20 protein-coding genes are annotated in these 20314 nt (G+C 68.5%); 5 read left to right on the top strand and 15 right to left on the bottom strand.

Annotation, left to right across the window (positions count from 1 at the left end; translation table 11 throughout):
- Positions 1-199 precede the first annotated feature (199 nt).
- Together V6M45_RS10040 and V6M45_RS10035 are read left to right on the top strand one after the other, a co-directional pair.
- Entirely contained in the window at positions 200-859 is a 660-nt protein-coding gene (locus tag V6M45_RS10040; RefSeq protein WP_332656023.1) for a S1 family peptidase, read from the top strand.
- Positions 859-1290 (top strand): hypothetical protein, encoded by a 432-nt coding sequence (locus tag V6M45_RS10035; RefSeq protein WP_332656022.1) that lies wholly within the window; start codon positions 859-861, stop codon positions 1288-1290. Before V6M45_RS10040 ends, V6M45_RS10035 begins: the two co-directional genes overlap by 1 nt.
- A gap of 169 nt (positions 1291-1459) precedes the next feature.
- Here V6M45_RS10035 and V6M45_RS10030 read toward each other — a convergent pair whose 3' ends face one another.
- The 4 genes from V6M45_RS10030 to V6M45_RS10015 form a co-directional block, all read right to left on the bottom strand.
- Positions 1460-2227, bottom strand: a complete 768-nt coding sequence (locus V6M45_RS10030) for a peptidase (protein ID WP_332656021.1) — start codon at positions 2225-2227, stop codon at positions 1460-1462.
- A 73-nt stretch (positions 2228-2300) separates the two neighbouring features.
- On the bottom strand, positions 2301-3125 hold the full coding sequence (locus tag V6M45_RS10025) for a transglutaminase family protein (RefSeq protein WP_332656020.1): 825 nt from the start codon (positions 3123-3125) through the stop codon (positions 2301-2303).
- Between the two features lie 4 nt (positions 3126-3129).
- Complete coding sequence (locus tag V6M45_RS10020) at positions 3130-4062, bottom strand: alpha-E domain-containing protein (RefSeq protein WP_332656018.1); 933 nt, start codon at positions 4060-4062, stop codon at positions 3130-3132.
- Positions 4062-5489, bottom strand: coding sequence for a circularly permuted type 2 ATP-grasp protein (locus V6M45_RS10015; protein ID WP_332656016.1), 1428 nt, complete (start codon positions 5487-5489; stop codon positions 4062-4064). Before V6M45_RS10015 ends, V6M45_RS10020 begins: the two co-directional genes overlap by 1 nt.
- 169 nt (positions 5490-5658) lie before the next feature.
- Between V6M45_RS10015 and V6M45_RS10010 the strand changes: the two genes are divergently transcribed.
- Positions 5659-6414 (top strand): hypothetical protein, encoded by a 756-nt coding sequence (locus tag V6M45_RS10010; RefSeq protein ID WP_332656014.1) that lies wholly within the window; start codon positions 5659-5661, stop codon positions 6412-6414.
- A gap of 52 nt (positions 6415-6466) precedes the next feature.
- Here V6M45_RS10010 and V6M45_RS10005 read toward each other — a convergent pair whose 3' ends face one another.
- From V6M45_RS10005 to V6M45_RS09975, 7 genes are all read right to left on the bottom strand, one after another.
- The gene (locus tag V6M45_RS10005) at positions 6467-8911 is read right to left on the bottom strand and encodes an alpha/beta hydrolase family protein (RefSeq protein ID WP_332656012.1); all 2445 of its coding nucleotides are present in this window, start codon (positions 8909-8911) and stop codon (positions 6467-6469) included.
- 69 nt (positions 8912-8980) lie between these two features.
- Positions 8981-9781, bottom strand: coding sequence for a hypothetical protein (locus V6M45_RS10000; protein WP_332656010.1), 801 nt, complete (start codon positions 9779-9781; stop codon positions 8981-8983).
- On the bottom strand, positions 9778-11100 hold the full coding sequence (locus tag V6M45_RS09995) for a tyrosinase family protein (RefSeq protein WP_332656008.1): 1323 nt from the start codon (positions 11098-11100) through the stop codon (positions 9778-9780). The genes V6M45_RS10000 and V6M45_RS09995 overlap by 4 nt, the downstream gene beginning before the upstream one ends.
- A 54-nt stretch (positions 11101-11154) precedes the next feature.
- Positions 11155-11670, bottom strand: a complete 516-nt coding sequence (locus tag V6M45_RS09990) for a hypothetical protein (RefSeq protein ID WP_332656006.1) — start codon at positions 11668-11670, stop codon at positions 11155-11157.
- A 15-nt stretch (positions 11671-11685) separates the two neighbouring features.
- The gene (locus V6M45_RS09985; RefSeq protein WP_332656005.1) at positions 11686-13092 is read right to left on the bottom strand and encodes an MBOAT family O-acyltransferase; all 1407 of its coding nucleotides are present in this window, start codon (positions 13090-13092) and stop codon (positions 11686-11688) included.
- On the bottom strand, positions 13093-13992 hold the full coding sequence (locus V6M45_RS09980) for a GDSL-type esterase/lipase family protein (RefSeq protein ID WP_332656003.1): 900 nt from the start codon (positions 13990-13992) through the stop codon (positions 13093-13095).
- An 11-nt stretch (positions 13993-14003) separates the two neighbouring features.
- Positions 14004-14906, bottom strand: a complete 903-nt coding sequence (locus tag V6M45_RS09975; protein WP_332656001.1) for an SGNH/GDSL hydrolase family protein — start codon at positions 14904-14906, stop codon at positions 14004-14006.
- 530 nt (positions 14907-15436) lie between these two features.
- Here V6M45_RS09975 and V6M45_RS09970 point away from each other — a divergent pair.
- Both V6M45_RS09970 and V6M45_RS09965 read left to right on the top strand, forming a co-directional pair.
- Positions 15437-16141, top strand: coding sequence for a CoA transferase subunit A (locus V6M45_RS09970; RefSeq protein ID WP_332655999.1), 705 nt, complete (start codon positions 15437-15439; stop codon positions 16139-16141).
- On the top strand, positions 16141-16794 hold the full coding sequence (locus tag V6M45_RS09965) for a 3-oxoacid CoA-transferase subunit B (protein ID WP_332655998.1): 654 nt from the start codon (positions 16141-16143) through the stop codon (positions 16792-16794). The genes V6M45_RS09970 and V6M45_RS09965 overlap by 1 nt, the downstream gene beginning before the upstream one ends.
- 36 nt (positions 16795-16830) lie before the next feature.
- Here V6M45_RS09965 and V6M45_RS09960 read toward each other — a convergent pair whose 3' ends face one another.
- Genes V6M45_RS09960 through V6M45_RS09945 form a run of 4 tightly spaced genes read right to left on the bottom strand, consistent with a single transcriptional unit; the run spans position 16831 to position 20300 of the window.
- Positions 16831-17445, bottom strand: coding sequence for an ABC-type transport auxiliary lipoprotein family protein (locus tag V6M45_RS09960; RefSeq protein ID WP_332655996.1), 615 nt, complete (start codon positions 17443-17445; stop codon positions 16831-16833).
- Positions 17442-18380 carry an MlaD family protein gene (locus V6M45_RS09955; protein ID WP_332655994.1) on the bottom strand — a complete coding sequence of 313 codons (939 nt, stop codon included), beginning with the start codon at positions 18378-18380 and terminating at the stop codon, positions 17442-17444. The genes V6M45_RS09960 and V6M45_RS09955 overlap by 4 nt, the downstream gene beginning before the upstream one ends.
- Before the next feature lie 13 nt (positions 18381-18393).
- Entirely contained in the window at positions 18394-19188 is a 795-nt protein-coding gene (locus V6M45_RS09950; protein WP_332655992.1) for an ABC transporter ATP-binding protein, read from the bottom strand.
- A complete protein-coding gene (locus V6M45_RS09945; RefSeq protein WP_332655990.1) occupies positions 19185-20300 on the bottom strand; it encodes an ABC transporter permease in 1116 nt (371 codons plus the stop codon). Before V6M45_RS09945 ends, V6M45_RS09950 begins: the two co-directional genes overlap by 4 nt.
- Positions 20301-20314: the final 14 nt, after the last annotated feature.

Here is a 20314-nt window from a genome sequence, read left to right as displayed (position 1 = left end):
TGAATATCGGGTTGGCGTAGCGACGTTACTCACAAGTTGCCCCGCTGTTTTGTGAGCTTCGGCGCCGGCATCCAAATTCGCCTCCCCGGAAGGCAGGCTGTCTGCGGCCCTGACGTAGTGAGACCTGGCGTCGGGCAACTCGCAAAGGCTTGCTTGCCCCCGAACTTTGCGGGAGCATCATCGCCATGGGGGAATTCTGATGGATGCACATATTGGTAGAGTTGTGGTGCCGCTGGCGCGCAAAGGCGCGGGAGGAGCGCTGGTGCCTCTCGGCACATGCTTCGCTGTCGGTCCCCGGCAGTTTGCTACGGCCGCGCATGTGACAGGTCCGGTAGACGCGGGACTGGTCGCGATCATTGGGCGCGCAGATGCTCTCTCAGACTACCAAGACACAACAGACATGTCCGCTCAGTCGTTCGACCTCAAAATCGCGAACTACAATCCTATCCACGACATTTGCATCCTCGAGCTCGTGAACTCCGGATCTGTGACCTTCACCTATAACCTTGGTGGATCAGACCAAGTGGGGTCTGGATCGCCTGTTGTCAGTCTAGGCTACCCCCATGCAGACCACGGCAGGCTGGTCCTGACACAGCAATCGAGCATGGTCGGCGCGCGAGTGCTGCTCGGCGCAGAGAGCGTGAAGGTAAAGCACCTTGTGCTCAATACGCAGACACGACCCGGACAATCAGGGGGTCCTGTGTTCACGGGAGACGGTCGCAGCGTTTGCGCCATGATCGTCGGTGGCTATTCCCCGGCCGGAAGCACCGGCGGCATTTCGCTTGGTGGCATCGACCCCCAGACTTTGCATCAGACAACTCATGCGGTGTCCGCCGAGTACATCACGGGGATGCTGTGATGCTTCAAATCGAACTTACAGAAGAAGGTTGGCTGGACGCGGTACCTGCTGTGCAGGCCACTCTCATCAGGCAGCTGGTCGATGACGGATCCACTGAGGAGCAGGTCGCTGAAATCTGGCTCTCCAAAGTCGGTGCCTCAACAACCTCCGGCTTTGGCGTAGGCGGGCCAATGCAGAGCTTTTATGCCAACGTGAAAGCTGAAGTTATCGCGTTCGTCTGCGGTGATGCCAAATATCAGGCTGAGCGAACTCAAGCTGAGGCCATCTGGAAAACGCACGGAAAGATTGGGCTCGTCGCCGCTGTCGCAGCTGCGATATCCCCGTACGTCGGCTTGGCAGCGGCGGCCATCATTCCGGTGATTGCGTTGTTGTTCTCTCTAGCGGCCAAAGTTGGCTTAAACGCCTTTTGTAAATCATGCGGGATGCCATGACGTCAGGTCTCACGTGAGACTTTGTCGCCCGCTAGGCCCGAATATACCCGCTTTCGCCCGGTTTTTAATTGAAACGTGCCCGCCACCATTGCTCCTCAGTGGATTCGTGATTTCTCTTAATCAGCGGGTCCACGGTTCGAGCCCGTGATCACCCACCATCGTCCCTTCCTCAGCCCCGGCTGGCCGCCAGCCTCGGCGCGGCGCCCATCCAGGGCGGCTGCGGCATCGAGCGACGGGCCGCCGCTTGGGCGCGGGTCCACTGCTCGTGCAGGTCGTTGAAATAGGGGTCGTCTTCCTCGATCCGCCGCACATCGCCGCTCAGGAAGCCCCGCTTCAGCGTCAGCATGTCGAACGGCGCCCCGACGGCCACGTTCGACCGCATGGTGGTCGAGAACGAGATCAGCCCCAGCTTGACCGCCTCGGCCAGCGGCGTGTCGTACGCCAGCCCGCTCTCGAGGATCGGCTTGCCGTATTTCAGCTCGCCGATCTGCAGATAGGGCGTGTCCCGCCCGCATTCGATGAAATTGCCCTGGCTGTAGATCAGGTACAGGCCGATCTCGCCGTTGGCGATCTGGCCGCCCAGCAGCATGCTGGCCGAGGTGTTCAGGCTGTCGGCTTGCATGGCCGGGGCGATGGACAGCCGCGTCTCGCGCAGGGCGTGGCCCAGCAGCTGGGCGCAGCGGAACAGGGTCGGCGCCGTCTCCAGCGTGTCCGGCTCTTCGCCGACGTGCAGGTGGACCCCCTCGCGGGCCATGGCCAGGGCGGTCTGGGTCACCGACAGATTGCCCGCGGTGCAGATGCCCAGCACCCGCTCGCCGGGGCGATCGACGACATGCAGCTTGCGATAGGACGAGATGTTGTCGACGCCCGCATTGGTCCGGGTGTCGGCGATCATCGCCAACCCCTCCTCGACCAGCATGCCCACGCAGTAGGTCATGCGACGCCTCGACTCACGCCTGCATCCGTCATCCGGGGACGGTAACAGATTCCCGCGCCGGTCGATCCTTCGTCTAGGCCTGTTGCTGGCGCTGTTGCATGTCGGCATCACGCACGGTCAGCGTCACCGCCAGCCGCTCGCCGCCGCCGCCGTAGCTGGCGCCCCGAACCGGCGCCGCGCCCAGATAGTCCAGCCCCGTCGCCACCCGCACATAGCGGTCGGTCGGGCAGACCCCGTTGGCCGGATCGAAGCCGACCCAGCCGAGGCCGTCGATCCACGCCTCGGCCCAGGCGTGCGCCGCCTCCTGGGCCTCGGTGTCGCTCCGCAACAGATGGCCCGACACATAGCGCGCCGGCGTACCCATATGCCGGGCGCAGGCGATGAAGACATGGGCGTGGTCCTGGCAGACCCCCCGACCGAGCGCGAGCACCTCGGCGGCGGTGTGGGTCGGCGTCGTCACCCCGACTTCGAACGCCACCGATCCATGGATCGCCGCGGTCAGACGGTGCAGCCGCTCCAGCGGCGGATGGGCCGAGAACTCCGAGGCGAACACCGAGATCAGCTTGTCCCGGCGGGTCAGGGGCGTGTCGCGCAGGAACACCTGCGGGACCAGGGTCTCCTGGTCGGGCGGCACCACCCCGGCGGTGTCGCTGGTGAGGACCTCGCCGGTGACCCGCACCGTCAGGCTCGACGTCGGCTGCTCGGTGTAGAGGGTGTGGACGACATTGCCGAAGGCGTCCTCCGAGCGGCGCAGGCGTGCATCGACGTCGGTCTCCACCCCCCAGTGGCGCACCTGCTGGGCCTCGCTGGAACGCGGCGTCAGACGCAGGGTCTGGATGATGAACCGCGCCGGCCGGTCGTAGGCGTAGGTCGTGGCGTGGTCGATGTGGATGCGCAACGCTTCAGCTCAGATACTGGTCATGGATGGCCTGCCCCAGCCGGCCGTTCTCGGCGAGGAAGGCCTGGATGTATTCATGCAGCCCCGACTGGAAGATGGCCTCGATGCGGGAATTGTCGAACGACCGCATCCGGTCCGCCGCCAGCCGCTGCGCCGGCCCCCGCCGACCGTAGTCGCCGGCCAGCCGCTCCAGATAGCGCACGATCGAGGCCTGGCAGCTGGCCAGAGAACGCGGCATCTGCCGGTTCAGCACCAGCAGATCGGCCACCAGCCACGGCTTGACCGAGTCCCGATAGACCCAGCGATAGGCCGTCAGGGCCGACACCTCGCGCAACAGGGTGGTCCACTGGAAATAGTCCAGCTGCCCCCCGACCCGCTCGCCCTCGGGCAGCAGCAGATGGTATTTCACGTCCAGCAGCCGCGCGGTGTTGTCGGCCCGCTCGATCGCCGCCCCCAGCCGCAGGAAATAGTAGCCGTCGTTGCGCAGCATGGTCCGGCTGGTCGCGCCCTCGACCGACAGGGTCATGGTCTTCACCCACTCGAGGAAGCGGGCGAAGTCATCGCGCCGGGTCGGCTGGCCCTGTTCCTCCAGCCCGTTCCACGCCCCGTTGATCGCCTCCCACAGCTCGATGGTCAGGGCGGTCCGAACCGACCGCGCATTGGTCCGCGCCCGTGTGATGCAGGCGGCGATCGACGACGGGTTCTCGGGCGAGAAGGCGAGGAACTCTCGCACCGACTTCTCGGTCGGCGACCGGCCCAGCGCCCGCGGCGCGCCCGCCGAGGCCAGGGCGCTGGCCCACACCGTCTCGGCGTCGCCGTCGCCGCGCGTCGGAATCGCCGCCAGCCTCAGCGTGGCCTCGAGAATCCGCGCGAGAAAATCCGCCCGCTCGATATAGCGGCCGGTCCAGTAGAGGGCGTCTGCGGTGCGGCTCAGCATCAGACGTCCAGCACCCAGGTGTCCTTGGTCCCGCCGCCCTGGCTGGAGTTGACCACCAGCGAGCCCGGCTTCAGCGCCACCCGCGTCAGCCCGCCGGGCGCCACCCTCACCCCGTCCGGGCTCGACAGGACGAACGGCCTCAGATCCACGTGGCGCGGCGTCAGGGCGCCGGACTTGTCCAGCGTGGGCGCGGTCGACAGATCCAGCGTCGGCTGGGCGATGAAGTCGTCCGGGTCGTTGATCAGCCTTTTGCGGAAGGCCTCGATCTCCGTTTTGGACGCCGCCGGCCCGACCAGCATGCCATAGCCGCCCGATCCCCCGACCTCCTTGACCACCAGATCGCCGAGATTGGCCAGAACGTGCTTCAGCGCCTCCGGCTCGCGGCACCGCCACGTCGGCACATTCTTCAGGATCGGCTCCTCCCCGGTGAAGAAGCGGATGATCTCCGGCATGTAGGTATAGACCGCCTTGTCGTCGGCCACGCCCGTGCCGACCGCATTGGCCAGGGTCACGGTCCCTTCCTGGTAGGCGGTCATCAGCCCCGGCACGCCCAGCGCCGTGTCCGGGCGGAAGGTCAGGGGATCGAGGAAGTCGTCGTCGATCCGGCGGTAGACCACATCGACCTGCTGGCGTCCCTGCGTCGTGCGCATGAACACCTTGCCGTCGTCGACGAACAGATCGCGCCCCTCGACCAGTTCGACCCCCAGCTTGTCGGCCAGGAAGCTGTGCTCATAGTAGGCCGAGTTGAACGGCCCGGGCGTCAGCACCACGATGGTCGGGTCCGCCCCCGCGGCCTCGGGCGCGCAGGCCCGGAGCGAGGTCAGCAGCATGTCGGCGTATGTCTCGACCGGCCGCACCGGATAGTCGGCGAACAGGTCCGGGAACAGCCGCATCATCATCTCGCGGTTCTCCAGCATGTAGGAGACCCCGGACGGCGTGCGGCAATTGTCCTCCAGCACATAGAAGCCGTCCTCGCCGGTCCGCACCAGATCGACGCCGGCGATATGCACCCACACCCCGCGGGGCGGCCGTCGGCCCTGCATCTCCGGCGCATAGTGCGGATTGGTCAGCACCAGCTCCGACGGCAGCACCCCGGCCTTCAGACACTCCTGCGGCCCGTAGATGTCGGCGAGAAACAGGTTGATGGCCTTGACCCGCTGGACCAGCCCGGCCTCCAGCCCGGCCCACTCAGCGGCCCCGATGATGCGCGGCACCACGTCGAACGGGATCAGCCGCTCGCTCGATTCCGCGTCGCCATAGACGGCGAAGGTGATCCCCATGCGGCGGAAGAACAGCTCGGCCTGGCGCGAGCGCGATTGCAGCAGGCCTTCGGGAGCCTCGGCGAGCCAGCGCGCAAGCCCCCGATAGCTCTCCCGGACGTCCGCCCCATAGGCGGCCGCGTCTCCTGACATCTCGTCGAAGGCCATGCCGCTCCCGCTGCCGATGAACCATGACCGTGGCCAGATAAGCTACGCGCGCGCAACAGGAATGTTGCACGGCCCCGACCTTAGCTGACACCTTCGTGAGCGGGCGGACGCGCCGGAACATCCCCTGCCCCGTCCGGTTTTGCTGTCCCAACCAACGGAGTGCAGGACCATGCAAAATCCCTTCCGTCATCAGGACCAGCCCGGCCGTCGCGAGGACGACGATCGCCATCCGCAGGGTGGCGACTGGCGCGCCGAGCGGCGGCCTGACGAATATCGCAGCTGGGGCGGCGGCGACGGCGGCCGCACCGCCGAGGCCTTCCGCCATGAGGGCCCGGACCAGGGCTACGGCCAGCACCAGCAGAGCCGCTACGGCCAGGGTCCCTCGACCGGCTGGACCGGGGGCTATGCCGGACCTGGCGGCTACGCGACCGGCGCCCAGTCGTACGGCGGCGGCCCGCAGTACGGCCAGGATTTCGGCGGCCAGGGTTATGGCGCGCAGAACTACGGTTCCTACAGCCGCGGTCAGTCCGGAGGCCTGTCCGAGCCCTATGGATCGCCGATGACCCGTGGCTACGCCGACCCGGCCCGCGGCGGTCAGCCCTATGGCCAGGGCGCCATGGGTCAGGGCTACGCCAGTCACGGCTACGCGCCCGGCTCGCAGATCTGGGAAGGCTCCGGCCGGGGCATGGGCGGCCAGACGCATGCGCATCACGACTTCGAGCCCGACTACCTGCACTGGCGTGAGCAGCAGCTCTCGGCTTTCGACAAGGACTACAGCGACTGGCGCAACGAACGCCGCCAGAAATTCTCGTCCGACTTCGACAGCTGGCGCCAGAGCCGGCCGCGCATCCAGGCCGAGAACCCCATCGTCGGCGACGTCTCAGACGGCGGCACCGGCAATGCGGCCGAGGCGAAGCGGCGCTAGGCTCGCCGCCCCTGTGTGATGGAGGGCCCGGCGGCGACGCCGGGCCCTTTTTTCAGTTCGCCGCCCGCGGTCCGGCGTTCTTCACATGCTGGTCCAGCCAGCGGGTCATCTCCCACAGGGTGTGCCCGACCGACTCCCGCGCCCGGTAGCCGTGCGCCTCCAGCGGCAGGACGACGTAGCGCACATTGGCTCCGTTGCCCTTCAGCGCCGCGTAGAACCGCTCGGACTGGACCGGGAAGGTGCCCGAGTTGTCGTCGGCCTCGCCGTGGATCAGCAGGATCGGCTCATTGACCCGGTTGGCGTAGGTGAAGGGCGACATCTCCGTATAGGTGTCGGTCGCCTCCCAGTAGGTGCGCTGCTCGGCCTGGAAGCCGAACGGGGTCAGCGTGCGGTTGTAGGCGCCCGAGCGGGCGATGCCGGTGCGGAACAGGTCGGTGTGGGCCAGCAGGTTGGCGGTCATGAAGGCGCCGTAGCTGTGGCCGCCGACGGCGATCCGGTCGCGGTCGGCCACGCCCATCTCCACCACGGCGTCGACCGCCGCCTTCGCACTGGCTGACAGTTGCTCGATATAGGTGTCGTTGGGCTCGGCGCCGTCGGCGCCGACAATCGGCATCGAGGGATCGTCCAGCACCGCATAGCCCTGGGTCAGCAGGAACAGGTGGCTGGAGCCGCCGGGCCGCACGAAACGGTTGGCGGTGTCGACCACCTGCCCCGCCACGGCGGCGTCGGTGAACTCGGCCGGATAGGCCCACATCACCAGCGGCAACGGCCCGTCCCGGTCCTTGTCATAGCCCGCCGGCAGATACAGCGTCCCCGACAGCTGCACGCCGTCGTCGCGGGTGTAGGTGATCAGCTGCCGCGTGACCCCCGCCAGTTGCGGGGCCGGATCGGGGAAGGTCGTCAGGGCGTCAGGGGCCTGCGCATCCAGATTGCGGACATACAGGTTCGGCGGGTCGTTGCGTGTCTCGCGCCGGGTCACCAGCCGCCGGGCGTCATCGTCGAGGATGCCGACGATGCTCTCATAGTCTCCGCTGGCCGAGGTCCACAGCCGCTCGCTCTGGCCGCTGGTCAGGTCCATGGCCGCGAGGAAGGGATACTCCCCGTCGCGCGTCGCCCCCGCCCCGGACATCAGAATCCGCCCGTCCGACGCGAACCGCGCCACCGGGAAGCCCGCCGCATTGGGCTCGGTCACCGGGAAGCCGGGGTCGTTGTAGCGATCCTGATAGTTGCGCTCCAGCAGCACCCGTCCCGCGCCCGGGTTCGACGGATCGACCACATGGCGGGTCTCGTGCCGGGTGTTGAACCAGCGGCTGTTGACCAGCGCCGTGTCCGCGTCGCCCCAGGTGATCCCGGCGTAGCGCTCCTTCAGGTCGACCAGGGTCGTCGGCGGGGCCGTGAACGGCGCGGCCAGCATGAACACCCGGTCGCGCACTTCGGCGGGGGTGCGCGGGTCGCCGCCGTCCTGGGCCTCGACCCAGACCAGGGTCGACGGCGCGTCGGCGCGCCAGCTGACCGAGCGGGGGCCCGGCGCGGTGGCGTCGAACGGCGTCGGAATATTGTCGCGCAGCGGCAGGTCGGCGACGCGGTGCACCTCGCGCCCCTGAAGGTCGACGACCGACACCTCCGCCGGGAACAGCGCGGCCGGCACCACATAGCTGTAGGGCCGCTTGACCGTCGTCTTCAGCACAAAACGTCCGTCAGGCGACACGCCCGCGCCCAGATGCACCGCCGGCTCGCCGAGGGTCCGCGCCGGCCCCTGCAGCGGAACCAGGGTCAGCTGCGAGGTGAAATAGTGGTCGAACAGGGCTTCCTCGCCGCTGTTCGACAGCAGGTCCTGATAGGTCCGCGCCGGGGCCGTGCGGCCCATGCTCTCCTCGACGATCGGCCCCGACGGCGGGCGGCTCACGTCGGGCGCGGCGCCGCGCCCTTCCGGAACCATCCGCACCACCAGCCCGGCGCTGTCGGGCGTCCAGTCATAGGCGCCGCCCGCCGCCGCATTGACCCGCGCGTCGGTCAGTCTGCGCGCCTGGCCGCTGGCCACGTCCGCGATCCACAGCTCCAGCCCCGTCGGCGCATCCATCAGGAAGGCGACCGACTTGCCGTCCGGCGACCAGCCCGGCGAGGTGAAGCGCGCCCCGGCCGGCAGGACCACCGTCCGCGCCGGTCCGCCCGCCACCGGCTGGAAGCTCAGCCCCGTCAGCCAGCTGACCCGGCTGTTGGCCGGCCCGTTATTCCTCGGATTGATCCGGTAGCCCGCCAGCCGCAGCATCGGCTCCGCCAGCTCGGCGATCGGCGGCAGATTGGCCCGGTCGTACAGGGCCAGCGTCGTCCGGTCCGGGCTCAGGCTCGGCGTCGGCGTCGGCTTCGTGTCCAGGATGTCCGCGATCGGCGCCGGCGGCTGCTGATAGGCCAGCCCGTCCTGGGCCAGCACCGGTCCGCTGATGGCGGCGATCAGCACGAAGGCGGGCAGGGCCCGGGCGAGACGACGAAGACGCATGTTCAATCCCCACAGCCCCCGGGTCCGTCCGACGGGCGACGGCACGCTAGGGTTGGCCGCCGCCGCCGGTCAAGGCCGCCGCGGCGCCGCTCCTGTCATCGCATAGCAGCTGGCCCGCGTCGGCCGCCGGCCCTCGCGGTCGCCATAGGCCGCCCGGATCGAGCAGATGTCGGCCGGGCTCAGCTCGCCCTTCCAGCGCTCCGGGTTGCAGTAGTTCATGATCGAGGCGGCGTCGTAATAGGTCTCGTCCGCCGCCACCGGCTCCGGCGTGCTCATCCGCGCCACGCAGTCCGGCGCGCGCGGGCTGACGTGGTCATGCGAGAATCCCAGCCCGTGCCCCAGTTCGTGCAGGGCGTCGGCATGGAAACAGCCCTCCCGCCCCACGCTGCCCCGCCGCCCGCAGATGCGGTTGGTGACCAGATACTCCGCGTTCAGCGTGATGGTCCCGCCGCGCACCAGATTCACCCCCAGATGGCTGGCCGAGGCGAACAGCTCCGGGTCGTGGACGATGCGGATCGGGATGCGCCGCTCCGGTCCCGAGGTCGCCCCGCCGGCGCAGTCGGCGCGGATGTCGAAATCGACCTTCGCCACGGCTTCCCACCTCGCGGCCGCCTCCATCACCTTGTCGCGGGCCCAGCCGTCCTCGTCCGTCGGTGACTGGAAACACATCGGCACGATCCCGTCCGGCCACATGTCCGCCTCGGCCGGCGGCGGCGCGGGCGGAGGGGGCGGAGGCGGCGGCGGCGGCGGTGGCGGCGGCGGAGGGGCCACGACCGGCGGCGGCTCCTGCTGGAACAGCGCACAGCCCGCGATTGGCGCGGCGACCAGCCCCGCCAGCATCAGCATCACAACAATCCGGAAGCGGTTCATGCCCAGCGCGTCTCCGTCAGCGTCAGCGTCAGCTCGATCCACTCCGCCCGCGCGTCGGCCCGCGCCAGCTCGGGCGCCAGGTCCTCCGCGAACGCCGTCACCGCCGCCGGCCCGTCGCCCGAGGCCAGCAGGTTCAGCACCTCCTCCCCGAACCGGAACGGCAGCACATACGGCCCGCGATGCGCGTGATGGCCGGCCCCCGGCTCAGGCAGGTGCACGAACGTCGGCGACGACCCCAGCGACCGCTCGCGCCCGTCGCAGGTCATGCGGATCTCCAGCGACCGGTCCTCCAGCGCCGCCTCGCGCGCATACGCCACCGCCCCCTCGCCCGCGATCATCAGCGCATCGTCGGCGTCCCGCATCCGCGCCACGGCCTCGTCCGGCAGGGTCAGGCTCGCCCGCCCCCCGCCCGCCGCCGCGGCCCGCACGGTCCAGCTCTGCGCCCCGGTCGGTATCCGCCGCGTCGCCCCCGGCGGCCCGCCTTCCGGCACATTGAACACCGGGAACGGGTAGAGCCGGTCGTAGTCATAGCCCAGCGGCCGCGTCTCCAGCGTCCCGCCCACCGGCAGCGCGCCCACCGGCCGCCCCTCGACGTCGACGAAGCCCGTCACCGTGAGCGCCGACCAGTCCGCCGGATACAGGTCCCGCCCCTGGTTGCGATGCCAGGTCGCCCACACCCGGTCGACATTGCTGTGGTGCAGCCAGAACATCGGGTCCTGGGCCGAGGTGCGCGGATGCCGCATGGCCCCGCCGATCAGCTGGTGGATGTGGTTGTGGCCATAGCCCTCGACCATCCCGGCCCCCTCCGGCAGCTTGCCGCAGAAGGTGTCGAACCCGTCCGACGCCAGCTTCGCCGTATAGGCCGACTCCGCCCACCGCGCCGCGGCGAAATCCAGCGTCTCCACCCCGCGCGCCCGGTTGCGCTCGAACAGCGGCGAGTCGCTGTCGCAGACCCACGACGGCAGGAAGCGGTGCTCCTGCCAGTCCCAGTACGGCATGGCGAAGGCGTCATGCCCGGTCAGCCGCGCCACGATCCGCTCCATATGGACCAGCTGCTGCCGGTGCCACGGCAGGAACAGGCCGTTGTTGTGCTGCGAGTCGCGGTGATGGATCTGGGTCTGGCGCGCCCAGGACAGGCCGTCGCGACGGCCCTTCATGATCCGCACCGCCTCGGCGAAGGCCACGACATCGTCGCTGGTCGCCGTCAGATCGCCCGCGCCCCTGCGCACGCGCACCGGCGACTGGGCCCCTGCTCTCCCGGCCCCCAGCATCGCCGCGGCCGTTCCTCCGGCCAACGCCGCCCGACGGTTCAATCTCATCCCAGCGCCCCCGCTCCCGCAACCGGTGCGCGCCCCGGCTTCAACGTGGAGGTTTCACGAATCCCCGGCCGGTGTCGAGGCGTCGGTCGGCGCCTGGCCGATGAAGCGCGCGCGCCGCGCCGCCTCCCAGACCTCGCGCATCCCCTGCCGGGGCTGGTCGACGGCGAACACCGACAGCTGCGCCGCCCAGACTTCCGACAGCTGACGCACGGTCTCCGGAACCCAGCCCGGCGGCTGCTGCCGCGCCCAGTTCAGCGGCGACACGGCGTTGAACACCAGCAGGAAGGCCGTCGCGGTCATCACTGTCCGGCTGGTCCAGCGCCGGTCCCGCGCCGCCACGCCCTCGTCATCCAGCGGCGGCGCCGGCGGAAAGGCGAACCGGCCCAGCGCCGCCAAAGCGTTCTCCCGGGTCGGCAGGTCGTGGGCGTCAGCCGTCTCGATCCAGTCGCTGGGCGGGTCAGGCTCCGCAGGCGCCGCCACGCTCTCCGCCAGCGGCGGGAACGGCGACTCGGCCTGACGCACCGGAAACGGCTCCAGAGGGATCGGCGGCTCGTCGCGATAGTCCGTCATGCCTCCTCCAACGCCCTAGAACTGGAAATAGATGAAGGGCGCCACGCCCTCGGGCCGCACCGCCTCGACCAGCAGTATGGCCGCCCCGATCAGCAGGCCCAGCGTCAGCGACGGCGCCGCCTTCAGCCGCCCGGCCATCCCCTCGATCGCGCGCGGCGGCAGCCAGTGCATCGCCAGTCCGCCGACGATCAGCGTCAGCAGCAGCGGCGTCAGCATGACTGCCGGGCCGATCCGCCCCAGCCCCTGCAGCATCTGCATCGCCAGCTCGAAGCTCTCGGCCCGGAACAGGATCCAGCCGAGGCAGACGATGTGGAAGGTGACCAGCACCCCGACGACGGTCGGGATGACCTTCCGCTCTCCCAGCGCCGCGCGGAACAGCCGCTCGATCACCTGCACCCCGCCATGCAGCGCGCCCCACGCCAGGAAGGTCAGCGCCGCCCCGTGCCACAGCCCGCCCAGCACCATGGTGATGAAGACGTTGATGCAGCTGGAAATCAGCCCCTTCCGCCCGCCCCCCAGCGGCACATAGAGGTAGTCCCGCAGCCAGCTGGACAGGCTGATATGCCAGCGCCGCCAGAAGGCCTGCATCGACGACGCCCGGTACGGCTGGTCGAAATTGCGCGGGAAGGAATAGCCCAGCAGCGCCGCCAGTCCGATCGCCATGTCCGAATAGGCCGAGAAATCGCAGTAGATCTGGACCGCATAGCCATAGACCGCCGCCGCGATATCCACCGCCCCATAGGCCGTCGGATCGAAGAACACCGGATCGACCAGCTGCGCCGACAGCTCCGAGGCGATCACCGTTTTCTTGAACAGGCCCCAGACGATCAGCAGCAGGCCGTGCGTGGCCATCTCCCGCGTCAGCCGCGGCGTCCGCTCGAACTGCGGCAGCAGGTCCGAGGCGCGCACGATCGGCCCCGCCACCAGATGCGGGAAGAAGCTCATCAGCAGCATGACGTCCAGCAGGCTCTTCGCCGGCGGCGTTTTCCCGCGCTGCACGTCGACGACGTAGCTGATGCCCTGGAAGGTGAAGAAGCTGATCCCCACCGGCAGCACGATCTGCAGCAGCGGCAGGTCCCGCTCCCAGCCGAACCGCGCCAGCAGTTCGCCCGCCTCTTCGACGAAGAAGCCGTAGTATTTGAAGAAGCCGAGGATCAGCAGATTGGCCGCGACCCCCAGCCCGACCAGCCAGCCCGTCCGCCGCCCCCGCTCGCGGTTCCGCGCGATCAGCGCCGCCACGCCCCAGTTGAGCACCGCCGAACCGATCAGCAGGCCGACGAAGCGCCAGTCCCACTGCGCATAGAAGAACCAGCTGGCCAGCAGCAGGAACAGCTTGCGCCGCCCGTTCTCGCGATCCAGCGACCAGGCGGTGAAATAGACGATCAGGAAGAAGACGCCGAACGCCAGAGTGGGGAACAGCATCTAGTCCGCGCTCCCCGCCGGGGCCTGTTCCGCCTTCCACGCGTCGTAGGCGGCCAGCAGGTCGCCCGCCAGCACGCCGCCGATCCAGTCGGCCCCGGCGCTGGTGAAATGCACCCGGTCGCCGCGCACATAGGGCTCGACCCGCAAGGCCAGCCGGTCCGCTGAACAGTCGCCGCCCATCCGTCCGTGCCAGTCCCAGAACGCCACACCCATGTCGGCGGCGATCCGCCGTTGCACGTCGCGGACCAGCGCCAGCGACGGGGGCGGGGCCCGCAGCCCGTCGGCGCTGCAGCCGCCTCCCGCGCCGGCCCGGAGCGCATCGGGCGCCCCCAGGATCATCAGCGACGCACCGGGCGCCAACCGGCGCAACCGCCCGATCTGGCTCCGCAGCAGCAACTCATAGGCCGCCGCGTCCAGCGCGTCCTCGAAGCCTTCATTGGTCCCGAACGCCAGAATGACGAGGTCGGCGGCGCCGCGCTCCGGCCCGCCCGACACCTCGCCGTCGCTCCACCCCTCCATGTCGCGCAGGGTCGCGCCGACCCGGCCGACCTCGAGCAGTCGCACCCCGGCGAGGCCCTCCGCGTCAACCGGATAGGCGGGATCGGCGGTCTCCCCGGCATAGCCGAACCGCCCCTGCAGACGGGCCCGGACGGCGCCGGTGATCCGGCCGCCCGCGGTATGGCTGTCCCCGATCTGAAGGATTTGCACGACCGGGGTCGGCTGCCCCGTCTCGGTCATCGCCAACCGGCGGAACACCGCGGCCAGCGCCTCTGGTTGACACAGGCCCCCGGTGCAGACCGAGGGCCCGGGCGCCAGCCGCTCCAGTGACAGATAGGGAACCGCCTGCCCCGCCGCCGCGCTCGCCATCGCCCAGACGCCCGCCGCGATGAGCCCTCCCACCCGTCGCATCTTCAGCCGGCGGGCGAGGCGGACGCCGTCCCGGCCTCGCGATCCAGTCCCGCGTCCCGCTTCAGCCGTTCCGCCACGGGTCCGCTGATCCGCAGATAGCCCGCCATCGACATGTGGATTCCGTCATTGGCCCGCATCAGCACCTTGCGGCCGCTGTCGTTGGGCAGATAGGCCTCGTAGCCGCCGGCTTCGTTCGAGGTCAGGGCCGCGGTCTCCAGGTACGGCACGCCCAACGCCCGCATCCGCGCCTCGACCACGCCGTTGATCAGGGCCATCCGGCCGTCAAACCGGGCGCTCTTCATCCGCGGCAAACCGACCCAGTAGACCGCCACATCGCGCCCCCGCAGCATGGCCACGAGGTTGTCGATCCGTGTCGCATAGGCCGCCTTCCAGCCCTCGGTTCCGAAGTCGTGGATGACGCCGTCCAGACTGATGCCCTGGGCGTCATTGGTGCCGAACAGGATCACAGCCACGTCGATCGGCGTCTCGTCGATCTGGCGCTGCGTCTTGGCCTGGATGTCGACATAGTCGTAGCGCGACAGGCCGGTCGAGACCTCCGAGAATTTCGTCACCGTGATCTTCGGCTCGCCGCGCAGGTCGCGGTACAGGCCGGCGTAGAGGCCGTCGGCCATGGAGTCGCCGAACACCCCGATCCGCAGCGGCCCCTGGGCCAGCCGCACCGACAATGGCGTCACGGCGGGAATGGCGGGCGCGGCGACGACGGCGGCCGGCGGCGTGACGGGGGTCGAAGCCGGCGGGGCCGAGGCGTTGGCCCGGTCGCCCAGCATCAGGGTGGGATGGCGCAGCCACTGGCGACCATCCGGCGTCAAAAGCAGCCCTGCCAGCACGCCGACCACGAAGGTCGCCGTCAATGCATTGACGCCAGCGCGCAACTCGTCCCCCACCGTGACTCCGCCACGGCCCCGCTTTTACCCGATCGCCGCTCGCTGACCATCACGCGCCCGCCTCACGCGAAGAAAAAGGTTAACGGGGCGACGCTGAGCCTCACCTCCCCATCGGCGAAGGGCGATAGGGAGCTGACCGTGACGCTGTGCTGACAATCCGCGAATCTATAGTCTGGATACGCGGAAAATATCCCGCAAAATCCATTACATACGCTTTTCTCAAACCAATCTTTCCACCTGAGGGAACGGCCGGCGCATACTCCGTCTGTCCGCCTGCCAGTCGCTGGTCTTTGACAATCGCATCCGCCGTTACACGCCCAGGGCGCGTCGCAAACCTCGTCCGACCCGGCCTCCACTTCGGACGGTTCGGACGGTTCGGACGGTTCGGACGCCAATTTCCGGGTTTCACCCGGGTGAAAACTCGTCGACGCTGTGGAGCTCGTCCGGCACTTGCCCCGCCCGGCGGGCCGCCGTAGAGACCGATCAAGGCCGTCGATATTCATCAGGCGGTGAAAAACAATGAGGAAGCGATGCGGAAAATCTTCCCCGACGCCAAATCCGCCCTGGAAGGTCTGACCTTCGACGGCATGACCGTCATGTCCGGCGGCTTCGGTCTGTGCGGCATCCCCGAACACCTGATCGCCGCCCTGCGCGACAGCGGCGTCAAGGGCCTGACCGTCATCTCGAACAACGCCGGCGTCGACGGCTTCGGCCTCGGCCAGCTGCTCGGCACCCGTCAGATCGCGAAAATGATCTCTTCCTACGTCGGCGAGAACAAGGAGTTCGAGCGCCAGTATCTGGCCGGCGAGCTCCAGCTCGAGTTCAACCCCCAGGGCACCCTGGCCGAGCGCATCCGCGCCGGCGGCGCCGGCATCCCGGCCTTCTTCGTCAAGACTGGCGTCGGCACCCTTGTCGCCGAGGGCAAGGAAGAGCGCACCTTCAACGGTGAGCGCTACATCATGGAGACGGGGCTGCTCGCCGACCTGTCGATCATCAAGGCGTGGAAGGCCGACGAGCGCGGCAATCTCGTCTTCCGCAAGACCGCCCGCAACTTCAACCCGATGATGGCCACGGCCGGCAAGGTCACCGTCGTCGAGGTCGAGGAGATCGTCCCGACCGGCTCGCTGGACCCGGACTGCATCCACACCCCGGGCGTCTACGTCGACCGCATCGTCCAGACCGTGTCCGAAAAGCGCATCGAACAACGCACCGTCCGCCAGAGGGAGTCCGCGTAATGGCCCGCACCCGTGAACAACTGGCCGAACGCGCCGCGAAAGAGCTGCAGGACGGCTTCTATGTGAACCTGGGCATCGGCATCCCGACCCTGGTCGCCAACTACATCCCCGAGGGCATGGAGGTCACCCTCCAGTCCGAGAACGGCATGCTCGGCATGGGCCCCTTCCCCTATGAAAACGAGGTCGACCCCGACCTGATCAACGCCGGCAAACAGACCATCACCGAGATTCCGGAGAGCAGCTATTTCAGCTCCTCGGACAGTTTCGCCATGATCCGCGGCGGCCACATCAACCTGTCCATCCTCGGGGCCATGGAAGTGGCCGAGAACGGCGACATCGCCAACTGGATGATCCCCGGCAAGCTGGTGAAGGGCATGGGCGGGGCCATGGACCTCGTCGCCGGAGTCAAGCGCGTGGTCGTAGTCATGGATCACGCCAACAAGCACGGCCAATCCAAGGTGCTTAAGGCTTGCACCCTCCCCCTGACCGGCACGGGCGTGGTCAGCCGCATCATCACCGACCTGTGCGTGTTCGACGTCAAGCCGAACGGCGCGGGCCTTGAGCTGATCGAACTGGCCGACGGCGTCACCCTCGAGGAGGTCGCGAGCAAGACCGAGGCCAGCTACACCGTTGCCGAAGCCCTCAAGGCGTAGGCGAAGCCGAGGCCAGCCGGCGACGCCGGCCGGCCCTCAGCCGGCGTTGGCGTCGGTCCAGCCGACGATCTGGGTGTTCAGGTCCCGCGTGGCGATGTCGAACGCCTCCACGATCGCCGAGACCCGGTTCTCGGAAGCGGGCTGCTGCACCGTGAAGGTCCGCTCCGCCGCGACGGTCCGGTCGGGCAAGGCCAGCAGCCGCGCCCGCGCCGTGACCACCACGGTCGGGATCGCGCCCGGCGCCTCATAGCGGGCCTCGAAGGCGCGGATGTCGATGTCCAGGGACCGCTCGCCGCGGGTCAGCTCCCGCGGACCGATCAACCGCACCCGCGTCGCCTGCGCCGCGAAGGCGTTCTCCAGGCTCTCCATATAGAGGTCGGTGGCCGGCGACACCCAGCGGGCGCCGGCGATGTAGGCCGTTTCGGTCCCGGTCACGCCGAGGATCTTGTCGCCCTCCACCGCCTCCGGAAACTGGACCCGGCGCAGGGTGACCTGACGCAGGTTCGACTGCCCCTCGGCGACCGCGCTGGCGGCGGCCGGCCCGCCGAAGCGGTAGGTCTGCACCGGATCGGGCGAGGACAGCAGGGCGCAGCCCGCCAGCGCGAGCGCGCTGACCGCGACGCCGGCGCTCCTGATCGAAAGACGGATCACGGCTGGACCTCCATTTCCCTGCTCGGCGCGCGGCCGATGAAGTCGCGCGGGCTGGACCGCACCTCGTCGATCAACCCCTCCAGCGAGCGGGTCGCGTCCTCCAGCCCCTGAATCGCCTGCTGCATCTGCGGCAGGCCGGTGGTGACGAACTCGTTGATCGGACCCTCGGCGCCCGTGGCGATGCGGTTGATCGCGGACACGGCGGTTCGGGCCTCCTCGGCGGCGGCGTTGATGTTGGCCACCGCCTGCTTGCCGTCGCCCTCGACGATCTGACGCGTGCTGACCGCCAGCGCCTCATACTCCGCCACGGCCGAGTTGGCGCGGGTCAGCGCCTGCTCCAGCTGCTCCAGCATGCCCTTGCGGGCCTCCAGCTCGGTGGTCAGCGACTCGATATTCTTCAGGCTGCTCGAGAAGGACCGCACATTGTCGTCCGACAGGACCCGGTTGATCCGGTTCAGCGCATCAACCGTCTGCGCCAGCACCGTGCCCGATCCCGACAGCAGTTCCGCGATCGGCGACGGCTGGCTCTGGATCACCGGCACGACATTGTCCGGGTACTGCGTCTTCAGGATCGCGCTGTTCGGATTTCCGGCGGTGATCTGGATGTAGTTCAGTCCCGTGATCCCCTGCGGTTCCAGCTGCGCACGCGAGGTGACGCGGACCGGCGTGGTTCCGTCGACCCGGATCCGCGCGATAACCTGGTCGCCCTTCTTCGGGTCGAGGTTCAGGTCGGTGACCTCGCCGACCCGGATGCCATTGAAATGCACCTCTCCGCCCTCGGACAGACCGCGCACCGGCCCATAGAAGACGATGTCATAGACGTCGTAGTCGCTGTTGAACTGAAGCCGGGCCAGCCAGATGGCGAAGACCGCGAGCGCCGCCAGAAGGGCGACGGTGGCGATGCCGACGGCGGCGTAGTGGGCGTCTCTTTCCATCTCTCCGCTCTCCTCAGGCGGCTTTCTTGCCGGCGCGACCGCGCGGGCCGAGGAAGTATTCCTGGATCCAGGGGTGGTCCGACTGCTCCAGTTCCTGAACTGTCGCCTTGGCTACGATCCGCTTGTCCGCCACGACCGCCACCTTGTCGGTGATGGCGTAGAGGCTGTCGAGATCGTGTGTGATCATGAAGACGGTCAGTCCCAGATCATCCGACAACCGGCGGATCAGATCATCGAACGCCGCCGCGCCGATCGGGTCCAGTCCCGCCGTCGGCTCATCCAGGAACAGCAGCTCCGGATCCAGGGCCAGGGCCCGCGCCAGCCCGACCCGCTTGCGCATGCCGCCGGACAGCTCGGCCGGCTTCAGGTGATGGGCTTCAGGCTTCAGTCCGACCATGGCGATCTTCATCTCGGCCAGTTCACGGATGATGTCCCTGGGCAGTCGCGTGTGTTCGATCAGCGGAGAGGCGACGTTGTCGATGACGCTGAGGGCCGAGAACAGGGCCCCCTGCTGGAACAGGACTCCGGTCCGCCGCTCAATGTCCGCCGCCTGCTCCTTGCTGAGGTCGGTCATGTCATGGCCGAACACCCGCACGGTTCCACCTTCCGGCTCCTTGAGCCCGATGATGGAGTTGAGCAGCACGGTCTTGCCCGAGCCGGAACCGCCGACCACGCCCAGCACCTCGCCACGTTCGACCTCCAGATCGAGGTTTTCGTGGATCACGCGCTCGCCGAACTGGCTCAGCAAACCGCGCACCTCGATCAGGATCTCCGGCTTCACGCCCGCTTCCGGCGTCGCGGCGGTCACCAGTTCAGCTCCAGGAAGATCATGGCGAACACGGCGTCGAGGAAGATGATGGCGAAGATGGCCTGCACCACAGCCGCGGTGACGCGGCGGCCCAGACTCTCAACGTCGCCCGCCACCGCCATTCCCTGACGGCAGCCGATCGCGGCGACGACGACCGCGAACACCGGCGCCTTGATCAGCCCGACACCCAGATGAGTGCTCATCTTGGGATCCTCGGCGATGCGCTGGATAAAGAAGGCAGGGCCGTAGGAAAGCTCGCTCCACGTCACCAGCATGCCGCCGAACAGCCCCGCCACCATGCCGACGAAGGTCAGCAGCGGCAGCATGGCCAGCATCGCCGCCAGCCGCGGAATCACCAGCGCCTGGAACGGATTCACGCCCATCACCTGCATGGCGTCGACCTCCTGATTCATCCGCATCGAGCCGATTTCGGCAGCAAAGGACGAGGATGAGCGGCCCGCCAGCAGCACCGAGGTTATGACCACGGCGAACTCGCGCAGCACCGACACGGCAACCAGCTGGACCGTGAACACCGAAGCGCCGAACTGGGTCAGCAGATTGGCGCCGAGGTAGGCGATGACCGCACCGATGAAGAAGTTGGTCACGGCGATGATCGGAATGGCGTCAAGGCCTGCGCGCTCGCTCTGGCTGAACCAGGCGGCCCAGCGAATGCGAGCGGGATGCCGCAGGGCCGCTCCGACCGCGACGATCAGACGACCGAGAAAGGCCAGGGACAGCGTCGCCTCGGCGACGATGTCCTGGACGCCGCGACCGACCTTGGCGAAGCCCCGGACCCAGCCAGAAGAGCGGCGAGGCGGTCCGGCGCTTTCGCGTTCAAGCCGTTCAATCAGGGCGTAGGTTCGTCCCGCCTCCGGCCGCTGCTTCCACGCCGTTTCGGGCAGCACGCAGTTGCTGGCCTGCACGATGGCGAGGGCGCCTGCGGTGTCGAAACGTCCGAGTTCGCTCAGATCGACCGCATCGACGCAGCGCTGGTCGAGAGACTCGTCCAGCCGGCGCGATATCCTACCGAGGCTTGTGGCGGTCCAGTCGCCGACCAGCCGCAGAGTCAAGCGCCCTTCGCCCTCGTCAATCTGAAAGTCCGCTGCGGCCATGCCCCTACCTAGAT

The sequence above is a fragment of the Brevundimonas sp. genome (assembly GCF_036676055.1).
Classification (GTDB): Bacteria; Pseudomonadota; Alphaproteobacteria; order Caulobacterales; family Caulobacteraceae; genus Brevundimonas.
The sequence above is the reverse complement of the archived record's forward strand: the minus strand, read 5'-3'. Positions and strand labels throughout refer to the sequence as shown.

Bases quoted from the DNA above. Each gene is read 5' to 3' on its own strand.
- V6M45_RS10040 (WP_332656023.1), top strand. From the start codon at position 200: ATGGATGCACATATTGGTAGAGTTGTGGTGCCGCTGGCGCGCAAAGGC.
- V6M45_RS10035 (WP_332656022.1), top strand. From the start codon at position 859: ATGCTTCAAATCGAACTTACAGAAGAAGGTTGGCTGGACGCGGTACCT.
- V6M45_RS10030 (WP_332656021.1), bottom strand. From the start codon at position 2,227: ATGACCTACTGCGTGGGCATGCTGGTCGAGGAGGGGTTGGCGATGATC.
- V6M45_RS10020 (WP_332656018.1), bottom strand. From the start codon at position 4,062: ATGCTGAGCCGCACCGCAGACGCCCTCTACTGGACCGGCCGCTATATC.
- V6M45_RS10015 (WP_332656016.1), bottom strand. From the start codon at position 5,489: ATGGCCTTCGACGAGATGTCAGGAGACGCGGCCGCCTATGGGGCGGAC.
- V6M45_RS10010 (WP_332656014.1), top strand. From the start codon at position 5,659: ATGCAAAATCCCTTCCGTCATCAGGACCAGCCCGGCCGTCGCGAGGAC.
- V6M45_RS10005 (WP_332656012.1), bottom strand. From the start codon at position 8,911: ATGCGTCTTCGTCGTCTCGCCCGGGCCCTGCCCGCCTTCGTGCTGATC.
- V6M45_RS10000 (WP_332656010.1), bottom strand. From the start codon at position 9,781: ATGAACCGCTTCCGGATTGTTGTGATGCTGATGCTGGCGGGGCTGGTC.
- V6M45_RS09995 (WP_332656008.1), bottom strand. From the start codon at position 11,100: ATGAGATTGAACCGTCGGGCGGCGTTGGCCGGAGGAACGGCCGCGGCG.
- V6M45_RS09990 (WP_332656006.1), bottom strand. From the start codon at position 11,670: ATGACGGACTATCGCGACGAGCCGCCGATCCCTCTGGAGCCGTTTCCG.
- V6M45_RS09985 (WP_332656005.1), bottom strand. From the start codon at position 13,092: ATGCTGTTCCCCACTCTGGCGTTCGGCGTCTTCTTCCTGATCGTCTAT.
- V6M45_RS09970 (WP_332655999.1), top strand. From the start codon at position 15,437: ATGCGGAAAATCTTCCCCGACGCCAAATCCGCCCTGGAAGGTCTGACC.
- V6M45_RS09965 (WP_332655998.1), top strand. From the start codon at position 16,141: ATGGCCCGCACCCGTGAACAACTGGCCGAACGCGCCGCGAAAGAGCTG.
- V6M45_RS09955 (WP_332655994.1), bottom strand. From the start codon at position 18,380: ATGGAAAGAGACGCCCACTACGCCGCCGTCGGCATCGCCACCGTCGCC.
- V6M45_RS09945 (WP_332655990.1), bottom strand. From the start codon at position 20,300: ATGGCCGCAGCGGACTTTCAGATTGACGAGGGCGAAGGGCGCTTGACT.